The sequence below is a fragment of the Pseudomonas faucium genome, from assembly GCF_021602585.1.
GTDB classification, from domain to species: domain Bacteria; phylum Pseudomonadota; class Gammaproteobacteria; order Pseudomonadales; family Pseudomonadaceae; genus Aquipseudomonas; species Aquipseudomonas faucium.
Genome location: NZ_BQIP01000018.1, coordinates 72263 through 86840 on the forward strand (window position 1 = coordinate 72263; position 14578 = coordinate 86840).

9 protein-coding genes are annotated in these 14578 nt (G+C 67.5%); 4 read left to right on the plus strand and 5 right to left on the minus strand.

The features are described 5' to 3' along the window. Positions 1-2: 2 nt before the first annotated feature. From L6D75_RS19760 to L6D75_RS19770, 3 genes are all read right to left on the minus strand, one after another. Positions 3-563 (minus strand): DUF4174 domain-containing protein, encoded by a 561-nt coding sequence (locus L6D75_RS19760; RefSeq protein WP_176514552.1) that lies wholly within the window; start codon positions 561-563, stop codon positions 3-5. Between the two features lie 186 nt (positions 564-749). Beyond that, positions 750-5138 carry an NEL-type E3 ubiquitin ligase domain-containing protein gene (locus L6D75_RS19765; protein WP_176514554.1) on the minus strand — a complete coding sequence of 1463 codons (4389 nt, stop codon included), beginning with the start codon at positions 5136-5138 and terminating at the stop codon, positions 750-752. Between the two features lie 77 nt (positions 5139-5215). Beyond that, positions 5216-7576 (minus strand): DNA polymerase II, encoded by a 2361-nt coding sequence (locus L6D75_RS19770; protein ID WP_176514556.1) that lies wholly within the window; start codon positions 7574-7576, stop codon positions 5216-5218. A 415-nt stretch (positions 7577-7991) separates the two neighbouring features. Here L6D75_RS19770 and pdxR point away from each other — a divergent pair, with 415 nt between their 5' ends. Continuing rightward, the gene (gene pdxR / locus L6D75_RS19775) at positions 7992-9425 is read left to right on the plus strand and encodes a MocR-like pyridoxine biosynthesis transcription factor PdxR (protein WP_176511947.1); all 1434 of its coding nucleotides are present in this window, start codon (positions 7992-7994) and stop codon (positions 9423-9425) included. On the opposite strand, the gene L6D75_RS19780 is transcribed toward pdxR, so the two are convergent. Beyond that, positions 9418-10614: a CynX/NimT family MFS transporter gene (locus L6D75_RS19780; RefSeq protein ID WP_176511946.1), complete on the minus strand. Its 1197-nt coding sequence runs from the start codon at positions 10612-10614 to the stop codon at positions 9418-9420. The genes pdxR and L6D75_RS19780 overlap by 8 nt on opposite strands. Positions 10615-10867: 253 nt before the next feature. Between L6D75_RS19780 and L6D75_RS19785 the strand changes: the two genes are divergently transcribed. Next, a complete protein-coding gene (locus L6D75_RS19785; RefSeq protein WP_176511945.1) occupies positions 10868-11305 on the plus strand; it encodes a carboxymuconolactone decarboxylase family protein in 438 nt (145 codons plus the stop codon). Between the two features lie 38 nt (positions 11306-11343). On the opposite strand, the gene L6D75_RS19790 is transcribed toward L6D75_RS19785, so the two are convergent. Next, a complete protein-coding gene (locus tag L6D75_RS19790) occupies positions 11344-12354 on the minus strand; it encodes an AraC family transcriptional regulator (RefSeq protein ID WP_176511944.1) in 1011 nt (336 codons plus the stop codon). 168 nt (positions 12355-12522) lie between these two features. Between L6D75_RS19790 and L6D75_RS19795 the strand changes: the two genes are divergently transcribed. Together L6D75_RS19795 and L6D75_RS19800 are read left to right on the plus strand one after the other, a co-directional pair. Next, positions 12523-13707, plus strand: a complete 1185-nt coding sequence (locus tag L6D75_RS19795; RefSeq protein WP_176511943.1) for an acetyl-CoA C-acyltransferase family protein — start codon at positions 12523-12525, stop codon at positions 13705-13707. Between the two features lie 12 nt (positions 13708-13719). Further along, entirely contained in the window at positions 13720-14568 is an 849-nt protein-coding gene (locus L6D75_RS19800) for a 3-hydroxybutyryl-CoA dehydrogenase (RefSeq protein ID WP_176511942.1), read from the plus strand. The last annotated feature ends 10 nt before the right edge of the window (positions 14569-14578 follow it).

Consider the following 14578-nt stretch of genomic DNA (forward strand, 5'->3'; position numbering starts at 1 on the left):
GGTCAATCGTCCAGCGGCTTGGGGGGCGCCGCGGGTTTGGCAGGTTTGGCAGGCTTGCCGGGCTTGCTCTCCTTGGGCGCCGGCTCGCTGCTGGCGGCCACCGGTTCCGGGGCGGCCATCGCCTTCTCGGTCGCCGGCAACTCATCGACCGCCTTGAAGATCACCTGCGGGTCGATCTTCTCGCCGGTGTCGTCATCCTTGAGCATGTGCCGCTCGCCGTCCTTGCCCACCAGAATCACCTTGGTGCCCTTGCTGGCACCGAGTTTCAGCTCGCGGATCAGGGCCATGGTGGTCTGCTGTTCGAGGTTCTTGTCCTCGCGCTTGCCCATCATGTTGGCCACGCTGTACATCACCAGCCCGCGCTCCTTGAAGGCCGCCTGGGTGGCCGGGTCCTTGAGGGCTTCGTTCAGGCCGCGCAGGGTGGGGTCGGCGCTGCTGGGGGCGATGACCACCAGCGGCCTGGCCTTGCCCAGCTCCTTGGCCAGTGGTGCATCACTGTCGGCGGCGTACAAGGGGCCAGCGACGACAAGCATGGTGGCGAGGGTCAGTGACCGGACGAGCATGCGTATCTCCTTATTCTCTCGATAAACCAAAGACTACAGATCATGGAGAAAGATCCGACGCAGGAGCCTAAACCAGTTGCCTGGGGCGTGCGCGGCACAAAAGTAACTTCCGATTACCATGAACGGGCGGTGACATCTCCGGAAACATCACAGCCCTGTTAGAGCATAGTTCAAAGCCGCCAGAGGTCAGCCATCGCTCAACGTCACGGTGCGCACCCGGCCCAGGGCCTCACGGGTCAGCTGCAGCATCACCTGGTGTTCGCGTTGCTGGTTGCGGATGTGCAACTGGGCAATTTCAGGCTCCCGATTGCCCAGTTCCATCAGCCGCTCCAGCTCGTCATGGAACACCTGCGGCACCTTCAGGCGCGAGGCGAAATGGGCGCTCAGGTAATCCTTCCAGAACGGCTGGCGCGCCAGAAACTGCGCCAGGCTTTCGCTGGACTGCGCCGCGACCACCGCACGCTCGGCGCGGCGCACGTCACGCACGCCAAGCGCAGGGATGCCGGCGTAGAGCATGTCATCCTGGCGGATCGGCAGGTCGAGCCGCGCCCGCAAGGCGATGCGATAGGCCAGCGCAAACTCGATCGACTCACTGCTCGCCCCCGCCCTCAGCGCATGCTCGGCCGCCACCTGGTCGAGCACATGCATACGCCACAAGCGCCCACCCAGGCGCAGCAGCGCGCGTTCCGGCTGCTGCGACAGCTCGCCATGGCGTGCCCGCCAAACCTGCACGCGCACTTCAAGGTCGGTGAAGCGAACGGTGGCGTTGTCCTGGCAATCGGTGACTGCCGCGTGCTGCAACAGCTCGCGCTTGAGCGCATCGTCCGCGAGCATGGCCTCGAACATGTCGAGCAGGCGGGCGGCGAAGTGCCTGGCCAGCGGGTAGGACTTGAAATTGCCCGACGATGTGAGCGCCGCCAGGGTGGTGAAAAAGTCCGCCGCGCCCTGCTCGCCTTCCAGTTGCGTCCACAGCGCCGCCAGGGTGTCGCGCTTGCCGTCCGGCGCGACATCCAGCCAGCGCAGGCGATACGGTACGCGGCTTTCTTCCAGCCAGTGCCAGGTGGTCAGTGTGTCCGGGGCGGCGGCGAACAGATTGCCCCCCAGGCTCACCCGCCCGACGCGCCACAGCAGCGAGTCATGAAAGCGCTCGGGCAGCTCGTCCAGGTAGTTGTCGCTCAGGTCGAGGGTGAGCAGCTCGGCGCTGTCCATTACCCCATAAGGAAAGCGTTCGAGCCTGGCCCCTTGCAGGTACAGGGCATTGAGCCTGGGCATGCCGTAGATCGAGAAGGCTCTGCCCAGTGGGTTGGCAGACAGGTTGAGATAGACCAGCGAGCTGCAGCCGGCCAGCACCAGGGCTTGCCCTTCGTCGAGGACGATCTGGTTATCGGAAAGGTCGAGCACCTCCAGTTGCTGGGCCAGCGCTTGGCTCAAAGGCAGGCGCCGCAGCCGGCAATGGGTGATTTCCAGGTTGCGCAGGTTGGGGAAGGCACGCAGGAAGTCATCCGGGAGCGTTTCCAGGCGCATGGCCCGCAGCGCGATGATCGAGACATGCGGGAAGCTGACCGATTCGGGCAGGCTGGGCAGATGCTGGATGCGCCCACCCACATGGCTGAGGATGCACGGCAAGGGCTCCCCCGCATCGCCGCCCGCATCCGGCAACAGCCAGCGCCAGCAGTCGAGCAGTTCCTTGCGCAGTTGGCGGCGGGCCAGCAGCTCGAACGAGGGGAAGGCATTGCGCACCCATTGGTTCAACTGATTGCGCAACTCGCTGTACTGCTGCTCCAGGGCCTCCAGGCGCGCCGGTGCATCGGCTCGCTCCAGCCAGCGGCCCAACTGCTCGTCGCTGAACGCCGGGTAGAGGTCGCGCAGCCGGGCCTGCAGCGCCCTTGGCGCACGCCCGCGCAGGGCGGCCCAGAAGCGCCCGCCGCTCAGCGGGTAGCCGACCCTGCCATCGTCGAAGCGCTGGGGCGCGAGGAACGAGCGGTTGGGGCGATTCAGGCCCAGCCAGCCCTCGACGCTGTCGCGCATGCCGGTGGCCTGCGCCCACAGGTGCGCCCGCAGGGCCTCGGCAAACGGCTCGCCCAGGCCGGTGCGCGCACGCTGCTCGGGGGTGTAGGCCTGGGCCAGCACGCCGAACAGGTCCCCCGCTTCGCCAACGCCGCGAAGGCTGAACACGCCGTGCCGATGGATGAGGTCGAATACCCCGCCGCCGCCCTCGGTGGCCAGCAACGGCTGGCCGGCATCGGCACCGAACAGCCGCCAGCCCGGCCCGCTGGCGGCGCCAGGCAAGCGGGCGAGCAGGTGCAGCACCACCCGCGCCAGGTCGAGGTTCTGCGGCGTATCGAACGCTAGCGCCTCGTACACCCGCGCCAGGCGGATGCCCATGACCTGGGCCCTGGCCGCCTGGGCCATGAGCAGCGGCACCTGCCGGGTCTTGAGCAAGGCTTCACGCTCGTCTTCGCTGGCCGCGCGCAGCACTTGGTCGGCGGCCAGTTGGTGCAGGCTGGCGAAGTCCCGGCGCAACAGGCGGCTCGCCTCGCTGCCCGGAATCTGCTCGTCATAGCGTTGCTGCAGCAGCATGCGCCGCTGCGCCCAGACCACCTCGGCAAGCGCTTGGTCGTCTTCCCCGGCCGCGCCGCCCAGGGCTCGGGCTTGTGCCAGGAGTGCCGTGTCGGCAACAGCCTGGCCGGTGCGCAATTGCTCGCCCAGGGTGTGGATGCGGCTGGCCAGCAACACGCGGCTGACGGTGTCGGCAACGCCCGCTTCGGCGGGCCGGCCGTATACGTGCCACGCCCGCAAGTGATCGGCCTGCAGGCCATGGATGGCCATGACCTGATCGATCTGCGCGTCATCCAGGTCGCTGTAGGGCCTGCCCAGGCGGCGGAACATCGTGTGCAGGTCGTCCCACTGCGCGGGCTGCTCGTGCCATAGCCGCCACGCCCCTGCGCCGTTGTCGCGCAGCTGCGGCGCGTGCCCGCGGTAGGTGTCCAGTTGCCAGGGCTGGTCGTCGCCAGCCTGGCGAACCCGGTACCAGTCACCTTGCATCTGCACCCAGCACTGCTCGCCCTGCCGGCAGATGCCCTGCTCGTCCCACGTTGCGTCGGCGGCTGGGCCTTCGCTGCGGTAGGGCTGCAGGTCACCGTTCCAGAGCTTCTCGCTGCCGTCCTCCAGCTGCGCCGTGACCAGGTTGTCCACCGGGCTCCAGGCGCGCCGAGCCACGGTCACGGTGCCTGCGGTCGCGCCGATCAAGGCCAGGCTTTTGCCGACCGCAAGCAAGTGCTCCAGCGCTGCATCGCGGGCGTCGTCATGCCAGTCGGCAATCGCCTGGTAGGTTTCTTCCAGCAGCTCATAGGCCATCACCGCCGCCAGCACGGCGCCCACCGCAGGCACGTACAAGCCTGCGATGCCAAGCACGGTCCAGCCCTCGGCCTGCAGGCGCTTGTCGTGCTGCGCCTGGGCCTGGCGGTCCAGCTGCGCCACGGGCGGGGCGATCATCGCGCAGTCGTCCTTGATCTGTGCGACCCAGGCGTCGGCCAGGTGCTCGAACAGCGGCAGCGGGTAGAGGGTGGTGCGTTCATCGAGGTCGCGGGTGGCCCAGTCGGTGACGTCATCGAGCCGCCCGCTGATCGCCGAAAACACCTGCTGGGCGTCACGCCTGTGCACGAAGCGGCTGAAGAAACGCCGGTAGTGCGGGTCGCGCAGGCGCATGCCGAGCACGCGGCGCACGTAGCTGTCCAGGTCATCGCGCGCACTCCAGGGGCCTTGCGGGTCGCCCGGGACATACACCAGCACGCGCTTGATGCCGTTGTAGAGCACGCCGGTGTCGATCGCTTGCAGCACCACGATGCGCTGCAACGGGCAGCCGAACAGCTGCAGTTGCCGCGCCTGCACCGGGTCGCCTTCAAGCCAGCCCGGCCGGCCGTCGCGGCACAGGCCTGCCACCAGGTGCAGCTCGGCCTCGCTCAGCACCCCTTCGGCCTTGGCCTGCACGGCGTCGGCCAGCATGCTGTAGCGCTGCAACGCAACCAGCGCCGCCTTGACGCTCGGCGCAAGCAAGGTGGCGTCCAGGTGCTGCTGATAGCGTTGCCCCAGGTCCAGCTCGCGGCACAGGCTGGCGAAGGCCCGAGCAGTGAGGCTTTGCTGGCCGCCCTGGGTGTCGAGCACGGCGTTCTGCCGGGGTTGCTCGGTGCATTCGTCTTCGCTGAAGTTGTAGAGCGCGGCTTCCAGCAAGGGCTGCTCGTAGGTGTCGCTGTCCTGCACCGGCAAACGCCCTGCCAGGTAGCTGACGCTGTTGGAAGTGAAGGTATACCAGCGGCGAAACTGCAAGGCTTCGACCCGGTAGCTACCCAGGCGGTCGAGCGCCTGCTGCAACAAGGGCCTGCAGAAATCGTCGAGGTGGCGCACCTGTGCAAAGCCTGCCGCCAGCGTTTCACGGCAGGCCAGGAGGTGGCGCAAGGCATCGGCCAGCAGCATGTGTTCGGCCTCGTCGAGCTGGGCCATCCAGCTCGGCAGGCGCTTGGCGATCAACTGGTCCTGATAGGTTTGCGCGACGGCGAGGGTATCGGTGTCTTGCATGGCTAGCTCCTGTGTGCGGGTCGGCACGAGGCTAGGCAATGCAAGGCAACGCCAGAGGCTAGCTATCTAGCCCCCGCTCAGAACAGCAGCAGCTGGCGGTCGGTAAGGCGGCTGAAGTCATCGTTGACGAAGGGCAAAATCGCATCGGCCACCGGCTGCAACTGGCGGCTCAGGTAGTGCTGGTAGTCGATCTGCGCCTGCAGGTTCTCCAGCGGCTGCGGGCCGGCCGTGGTCATCAGGTAGCTGATCCAGCCGCCGCGCTGGTACTGCAGCGGGCGGCCCAGGCGCTGGTTGTAGTCATCGGCCAGGCGCGCGGCGCGCACGTGCGGCGGGACATTGCGCTGGTAGTCGGCCAGTGGCCGGCGCAGGCGCTTGCGGTACACCAGCAGCTCGAGTTGCTCGCCGGCCAGGGTGCGGCGCACGAACTCACGCAGGTAATCGCGGTAGGGCTCGCCACGGAACACCCGGCCATACAGCTCCTGCTGGAACTGGCGGGCCAGCGGCGACCAGTCGGTGCGCACCGATTCCAGGCCCTTGTAGACCATCTCCTGGCTGCCATCGGCCCGTTGCACCAGGCCGGCGTAGCGTTTCTTGCTGCCCTCTTCGGTGCCGCGGATGGTCGGCATCAGAAAGCGCCGGTAATGCACTTCGTACTGCAACTCCAGCGCGCTTTCCAGGCCCATGCTGTCGTGCAGGTGCTGGCGCCACCACTGGTTGACCTCAGCCACCAGCGCGCGGCCGATGCGTGCGGCGGCCTCCTCGTCATGGGCGCCCTTGAGCCAGACGAAGGTGGAGTCGGTATCGCCGTAGATCACATCGAAGCCGCGCGCTTCGATCAGCGCCCGGGTCTGGCGCATGATCTGGTGCCCGCGCAGGGTGATCGACGACGCCAGGCGCGGGTCGAAGAAGCGGCAGCCACTGGAACCGAGCACGCCGTAGAAGGCGTTCATGATGATTTTCAGCGCCTGCGACAAGGCCGCGTTGCCATCACGCTTGGCCGCCTCGCGGCCCTGCCACACGCGCTCGACGATGGCCGGCAGGCAATGCTGGGTGCGCGAGAAGCGCCCGCCCCTGAAGCCTTCGACCGAGTGTTCGTCATCCGGCTCGCGCAGGCCTTCGACCAGGCCCACCGGGTCGATCAGGAAGGTGCGGATGATCGATGGGTACAGGCTCTTGTAGTCCAGCACCAGCACCGAGTCGTACAAGCCGGGGCGCGAGTCCATGACGAAACCGCCGGGGCTGGCTTCGTCGGGGCGGCTGCCCAGGTTGGGGGCGACGAACCCCATGCGGTGCATGTGCGGGATGTACAGGTGGCAGAACGCTGCCACCGAACCGCCACTGCGGTCCACGGCCAGGCCGGTGACGGCGGCGCGTTCGAGCAGAAATTCCAGCAGCCGGGTGTGGGCGAAGATGCGTGTGACCAGTTCGCAGTCCTTGAGGTTGTAGCGTGCCAGGGCGGGCTTGTCCTCGGCGAACATGCGGTTGATCTCGTCCATGCGCTGGTAGGGCGTGTCGATGGCCTTGCCTTCGCCGAGCAGGGTCTGGGCGACGCTTTCGAGGCTGAACGAGGGGAAGCTCCAGGTGGCCGAGCGCAGCGCTTCGATGCCGTCGATCAGCAAGCGCCCGGGCGCATCGGCGAACACATGGCCGCCGTTGGCGTGGGTGCGCAGGGTCATGGGCTCGCCGCCGCGGCCCAGGGCCAGGGGCACCTGCAGTTGCCGGGCGTGTTCGTGGAGCAGGCGCAGGTCGAACTGCACGAGGTTCCAGCCGATGATCGCGTCGGGGTCGTGCTGGGCGAGCCATTGGTTGAGGCAGGTCAGAAGGGCTGCGCGGTCGGCGCAGTAGTGCAGGTCGAAGTCGAGGCTGTCGACGGCGCCGTTGGCCGGGCCGAGCATGTACACCTGGCGTTGGCCGCAGCCTTCCAGGGCGATGCTGTAGAGCTCGCCGCGTTCGCTGGTTTCGATGTCCAGCGACACCAGGCGCAGCGGTGGCCGGTAGTGGCTGGCGGGTTTGAGCTGGGCATCGCAGAGCACGCCGTGGGCGTCGGGTTTGCCGGTGAACTGCACGGCGGCGGTGATGAAACGCTCCATGAGGTAGCGTTCGGGGGGGCGGATGTCGGCTTCGAAGACGTCGATGCCGGCGTTGCGCAGGCGTTGTTCGAGTTGCATGAGCTGGCGGTGCTGGCGGGTGTAGAGGCCGAGCATGGGGCGCTGGTCGAAGTCGCGCAGGCGCAGGGGTTTGAGCTGGCTGCCGGGTTCCTTGGCAAGCAGCAGGCGGGCGTGCTCGGCCTGGGCCTGGGGCAGGAAGGCGACGGACTCCTGGGGGGCCAGGCGCACGCGTTGCGGGCCTTGGTCGGTGGCCAGCCAGAACTCCACGCAGGTGCCTTCGGGCGTGTCGTGCCAGTGGCGGGTCAGGACGAAGCCCTGCTGCAATTCCACAGTTACCTCAAGTCATCATTTCGCAATTGAACAGATTCTACCGCCCATTTGCCGGGGGGGGCGCGCATGTCCGGGCTTGTCGTGGGATTTTTGGTGTTTGTGAGATCGAGCGCCGCCCGCGCGGCGCATCGCGGATGAATCCGCTCCTACATTTGTTGCAACGTGCCATGGCCTGTCAGGCCATGGTTGTCCGCTTTTGGCGCCCGTCGAGAAATCGCGTCGTGCCACCAAGGCTGACAACCATGGCCTATCAGGCATAGGTACGTTGCAACAAATGTAGGAGCGGATTCATCCGCGATGCGCCGCGCGGGCGGCGCTCGATCTCATGGACACTGAAAATTCTATGGCGAACCAACCCGCATCGAAACCCAACAAAAATCCGTTATCCTCAGCACTCCCGCGCCCGGACCCGAACATGGAACTGCACATTCGCCTAGAAGGCCGCAAAGGCCTGGCCGACCAGCTCTACCAGCAGCTGCGCGCCGGCATCGACAGTGGCCACCTGGCCGCCGGCACCCAGCTGCCGCCTACCCGCCTGCTGGCCGAGCAACTGGGCGTGTCCCGCAAGACCGTCGCCGAAGCCTATTCCCGCCTCACCTACGACAACCTCCTCAGCGGCGTGGTCGGCCGCGGCACCTTCATCGCCCCGCGCCAACCCGTGCGCGCCAGCGACACCCAGGCCATCCCCCTCGCCGCCGCCGCGACCCTGGCCCGCTGGCAACAACGCGCCACCGTCCTCGCCAAGCGCAACCAGCAAGCCCCCTCGCGCTACGACTTCATCGGCGGCGCCTCGATCAAGTCGCAGTTCCCCTTCGATCAGTGGCGCAGCTGCCTGAACTACGCCCTGCGCCGCAGCCAACGCCACCCCGAACGCCAGTTCACCGCCCAAGGCCTGCCCGAGCTGCGCGAAGCCATCGCCCACCACGTCGCCTATACCCGCGGCGTGCATTGCAGCGCCGCCGACGTGCTGGTGTGCAACGGCGCCCAGCAGGCCCTGGACCTCATTGCCCGGGTGCTGATCGAACCCGGCTGCCAGGTCGCCATGGAAGACCCCGGCTACCCGCCAGCCCGCCAGCTGTTCCTCGCGCTGGGGGCAAAGCTGCAATCGGTGCCGGTCGATGACCAGGGCCTGTGCGTGGAGCAGATCGCCGACGGCACGCAGCTGATCTACGTGACCCCCTCGCACCAGTTCCCGCTCGGCATGCCAATGCCCATGGAACGCCGCCAGGCCCTGCTGGCCCGGGCCGCCGAGCTGGGGGCGCTGATCATCGAAGACGACTACGACTGCGAGTTCCGCTACCAGGGCCCGGCGGCAGATGCCCTGCAGCGCCTCGACCGCCAGGGGCTGGTGGCCTACGTCGGGACCTTCTCGAAAACCCTGCTGGCCGAGCTGCGCCTGGGCTACGCCGTGCTGCCGCCGCAAGTGCTCGAAGCGGCCTGCGTGGCCAAGCACCTGAGCGACTGGCACAGCCCGACGCTACTGCAATGGGCACTGGCGCGCTTTATCGGCGAAGGCCACCTGAACAAGCACATCCGCCGCTGCCACGACATCTACAGCGCCCGCCGCGAGCGCATCCTCAGCCGCCTGGACGGTGACCTGGCGCCCTGGTTCAAGGCGATACCGGCCAGTGCCGGGTTTCACCTCAGCGCCCTGGCGCAGCCTGGCGTGGATGTCGAGTTGCTGGCCAACCTTGCACGCAAGGTGGAAGTCGGCCTCTACTCGCTGGCGCCGTTCTTCGACCAGGCGCCCGTGCGCCCAGGCTTGCTGCTGGGCTTTGGCGCCATCGAACTGCTGGACATCGACCCGGCGCTGGACCGGGTCCGCGATACCCTGCAGCGCCTCAGTTGACCGCAGCCGCCTGGCTACCCTGCCCTGGCCGGGCGATGGCGGCGGCATAGCCGCGCGGGGCGAAGCAGGCGGTGACCAGCAGCATGGCCAGCACCGTCACGGTCAACAGCGTCCAGGAGGCCTGGAAGTCGCCGCTCACATCGCGCAACCAACCGGTGATGTACGGCACGGTACCGGTGATGATGAAGCCCACGCCCTGCACGAACGCCGCAAGGCTACCCGCCTCCGCCGGCATCTTCAGGTGCTCCAGGGTCAAGGTCAGGCTCAGGCTGAAACACGCGCCCAGGCCGAAGCCGATCATCGCCACCCACACGCCCATGGCCCAGGTCGGCGCCAGCAGCAAACCCAGGAAGCCCAGCAATTGGATCGACAGCGCCAGCCACAAACCCGGACGACGGTCGGCGAAACCGCGTAGCAGCAACGGCAGGCCCAGCGCACCGGTCACCTGGAAAATGGTCATCAGGCCAACCAGGTCACCCCCGCCCTGGGCAGTGCCGCCGTGCTCCAGGTGGTAGGCCGGCAGCCAGGCGACCATGCTGGTATAGCCACCGTTGATCAGGCCGAAATACACCGCCAGCAGCCACGCCCGGCGCGTGCCGAACCAATGCCCACCACCAGCGCCGGCGAGCTTGGGCGCAACGTGGGGTGGGCGCAGCACGGCCCAGGCCAGTATCGCCAGAAGCGCCGGCACCGCCCACAGGCCAAGCCCTGCCTGCCAGTGCCCGAAGTGCCCGCTGATATGCGGCCCCAGCACCGCGGCCAGGCCGCCGCCACTCATCAGCGCCGCCGAATACAGGCCCATGGCCGCCGCCAGGCGGCTGGGGAACCAGCGGTTGACCAGGCCCGGCATCATGCCCTGCACCACCGCTACCCCCAGCCCCGCCAGCACCGCGCTGGCCAGCAGCGCCCAAGCGCTGTCCAGTTGCAGGCGCCACAGGCAGGCCAGGGCGATGGCGGCAAGGCCACCGAGCATGCCGCCGTGTTCGCTGATCCAGCGCCGCAGCCAAGGCTGCAGCAGCGGCACCAGGCCCATGCACAGCACCGGCAGCGCAGTCAGCAACGCGGCTTGCTGGTAGCCCAGGCCGGTACTGGCGCGCATCGGTTCGAGCAACGGGCCGATGCTGGTCAGGATCGGCCGCAGGTTCAGCGCCAGCAGCAGCACCAGCAGCAGGTTCAGTGCCCCCCTCATTGCGCGTTCACCTGCTGGCACGGCAGGCGGTGCCTATAGCGTCGTTTGCACATCGATCGGTTCTCCTCAAGCAAGACCCGCGCATTATCCTGCCTGCCCGGTCAAGGCTGAAATGAAGAGATTGGATGCCTGTCAGTGGCCACCTTAATAGCCGCGATTGGCCTCCTGGCAAAGGCAGCGATTGGCTATCGGGGCAGCGCCCGGGCGGCGTTAAGGTAGCGCCATAGCCACCCCGAACCCCTTGGAGAACACCATGCACAATCGTATCGAATGGGCCAAGCACGCCCCTGAAGCCTACAAAGCCATGGTTGGCCTGGAGCAAGCCCTGGCCAAGAGCGGCCTGGAAAACTCGCTGCTCGAACTGGTGCGCCTGCGCGCTTCGCAGATCAACGGCTGCGCCTACTGCGTGAACATGCACGCCACTGACGCACGCAAGGCCGGCGAGACCGAAGCGCGCCTGCAGACCCTGAGCGTGTGGCAGGAAACCAACTACTTCACCCCCCGCGAGCGCGCCGCGCTGGCCTGGGTCGAATGCCTCACCCGCCTGCCCGAGCGCGGTGCGCCGCAGCCGGAGTACGAGGCGCTGCAAGCGCATTTCGAACCGACCGAGGTGGTCAACCTGACCTTGGCGATTGCCACCATCAATGCCTGGAACCGCTTCGGTGTGGGCTTTGCGATGGTGCCGGCCTGACAGACTGCAGCGGCCCTATCGCCGGCACAGCCCACGCACTACCGAGCCGTCAACCTGGCCCGATAACTCCCCGGGCTCTGCCCCGTCCACTTCTTGAACGCCCGGTGAAACGCGCTGGGCTCCTGAAAGCCGGTCTGCTCGGCAATCTCGGCAATGCTCAACAGCCCCTCGCGCAAGCGCTCGAAGGCCATGGCCCGGCGCACTTCGTCCTTGATCTGCTGATACGAACGCCCTTCGCGCTCCAGCTGCCGGCGAAAGGTGCTGGGGCTGATGCCCTGCTGCTTGGCCAAGGCCTCCAGCGTCGGCCATTGGCCATAACGCCGGGTACGCAAGTGCCGGTACACCTCGGCAACCAAGCCATTCTGGTTACGAAAGCGGATCACCAAACCCTGCGGCGCACTGCGCAGGAAGCTCTTGAGCCCCGCCAGGTCCTGCACCACCGGCAGGCGCAGGTAGGCGCTGTCGAACTCCACCTCGGTACGCCCGCTACCCAGGCGCAAATCCGGCCCCCACAGCAGCAGGTCGTCGTCCTGGGCCGGGCGCGCCACCGCAAGCTCGGTGCGGTCGATGGCGATGCGCCGCCCGGCCAGCCAGCACAGCAGCCCCATCATCAATACCAGGTAGGTTTCCTCGGCGTACACGCGGGTCAACGGGTCGGCGATCTGCGATTGCACGCTGATCACCGCACGCCCGCCGCGCACCGTCAGGCTGCCGCGCAGGTCACGCAGGAACAGGCCGAAATTGCCCATGCACTGGCGCAGGGCCTTTTCCAGGTTCGGCTCCTGGATCAGCCCGCGGCAGATCAGGGCAAAGCTGCCCAGGGGCATGCCATGGCTGTCGAGGTGGAAGAACTCATCCTGCAACTGCTCGATCAGCGCCAGCCACAACTGGGCGAACGCCTTGGCCGGCACGCGGGCCTGGGGCTGCTCGAGCAGGCTTGGCGCAATGCCCACCGCGTGCAGGTGGGCATCGCGCGCCTCGGGCTGCTCGCGCAAGCCGTGCAGCATGGCATTCATGAAGTACACGGCGACCGTATCGCTATCGCGCATGGGCGGATTCGCTGTCTATGCTGAGTGGCAAAAAGTGCCAGGTTGACTGAACAGAATCGGCATAGGCTGCAACAACGCCATTGCCTAGACTCGGACCCCATCCGGGACCGCCGGCCATTCTCGCAGAGCACGGCCCGCTCCCGCCATCGTTAAGCTAACGGAGCCTCTATGAGCAGCCCAGAAATCTACGTCGTCAGTGCCGTGCGTTCCGCCATCGGTGGTTTTGGTGGTTCGCTCAAGGACCTGCCGCTGGCAGACCTCGCCACCACCATCACCCGCGCTGCCATCGAGCGTTCGGGCGTGGCCGCCGAGCAGATCGGCCACATGGTCATGGGCACCGTGATCCCGACCGAACCGCGCGATGCCTACCTGTCGCGGGTGGCCGCAATGAACGCCGGCATCCCCAAGGAAACCCCGGCCTTCAACGTCAACCGCCTGTGCGGCTCGGGCCTGCAGGCCATCGTCTCGGCCACCCAGTGCCTGCTGCTCGGTGATGCCGAGGTGGCCGTGGCCGCCGGTGCCGAGTCCATGAGCCGTGGCCCGTACCTGCTGCCGCAGGCGCGCTGGGGTGCGCGCATGGGCGACCTGCAAGGCATCGACTACACCGTCGGCGTGCTGCAGGACCCCTTCGAACACTTCCACATGGGCATCACCGCCGAAAACGTCGCCGCCAAGCACGGCATCACCCGCGAAATGCAGGATGAGCTGGCCCTGACCAGCCAGCGCCGCGCCGCCCGCGCCATCGCCGAAGGCCGTTTCGACAGCCAGATCGTGCCGGTGGAGCTGAAAACCCGCAAAGGCACCGTGCAGTTCGCCGTGGACGAGCACGTGCGGGGCGACGTGACTGCCGAGCAACTGGCCGGCATGAAGACCGTGTTCAAGAAGGACGGCACCGTGACCGCCGGCAACGCCAGCGGCATCAACGATGGCGCCGCCGGCCTGGTGCTGGCCAGCGGTGACGCCGTGCGCCGCCTGGGCCTCAAGCCGCTGGCGCGCCTGGTGGGCTATGCCCACGCTGGCGTCGAGCCCGAGCTGATGGGCCTGGGCCCGATCCCGGCCACGCGCAAGGTGCTGGAAAAAGCCGGCCTGAGCATCAGCGACCTGGACGTGATCGAGTCCAACGAAGCCTTCGCCGCCCAGGCCTGCGCCGTGGCCCGCGCGCTGGACTTCGACCCGCAGAAGGTCAACCCGAACGGTTCGGGCATCTCCCTCGGCCACCCGGTGGGCGCCACCGGCGCGATCATCGCCACCAAGGCCATCCATGAGCTGCAGCGCATCCAGGGCCGCTACGCGCTGGCGACCATGTGCATCGGCGGCGGTCAGGGTATCGCCGTGCTGTTCGAACGCGTTTGAGGGCATTGAAGCATGAGCATTGAACAGATCGCCGTGATCGGCGCCGGCACCATGGGCAACGGCATTGCCCAGGTGTGCGCGGTGGCAGGCTACCAGGTGCTGCTGGTGGACGTTTCCGACGCTGCGCTGGAGCGCGGCGTGGCCACCTTGAGCAAGAACCTCGAACGCCAGGTCAACAAGGGCACCCTCGACGCCGAGCGCGCCGAGGCGGCCAAGGCGCGCATCCGCACCAGCACCGACTATGCCCAGCTGGGCACGGCGCAGCTGGTGATCGAGGCGGCCACCGAGAACCTGCAGCTCAAGCAGCGCATCCTCCAGCAGGTGGCCGCCCATGTGGCCGCCGACTGCCTGATCGCCACCAACACCTCGTCGCTGTCGGTCACCCAGCTGGCCGCCTGCATCGAGCACCCCGAGCGCTTCATCGGCGTGCACTTCTTCAACCCGGTGCCGATGATGGCGCTGGTGGAGATCATCCGCGGCCTGCAGACCAGCGACAGCACCTACGCGCAAGCGCTGGTGGTGACCGAGAAGCTGGGCAAGACGCCGATCACCGCCGGCAACCGCCCAGGCTTCGTGGTCAACCGCATCCTGGTGCCGATGATCAACGAAGCGATCTTCGTGCGCCAGGAAGGCCTGGCCAGCGCCGAGGACATCGACACCGGCATGCGCCTGGGCTGCAACCAGCCGATCGGCCCGCTGGCCCTGGCCGACCTGATTGGCCTGGACACCTTGCTGGCGATCATGGAGGCCTTCCACGAGGGCTTTGCCGACAGCAAGTACCGCCCTGCCCCGCTGCTCAAGGAAATGGTCGCGGCCGGCTGGCTGGGGCGCAAGACCGGCCGCGGCTTCTACAGCTACTGAGGAGCGAGCC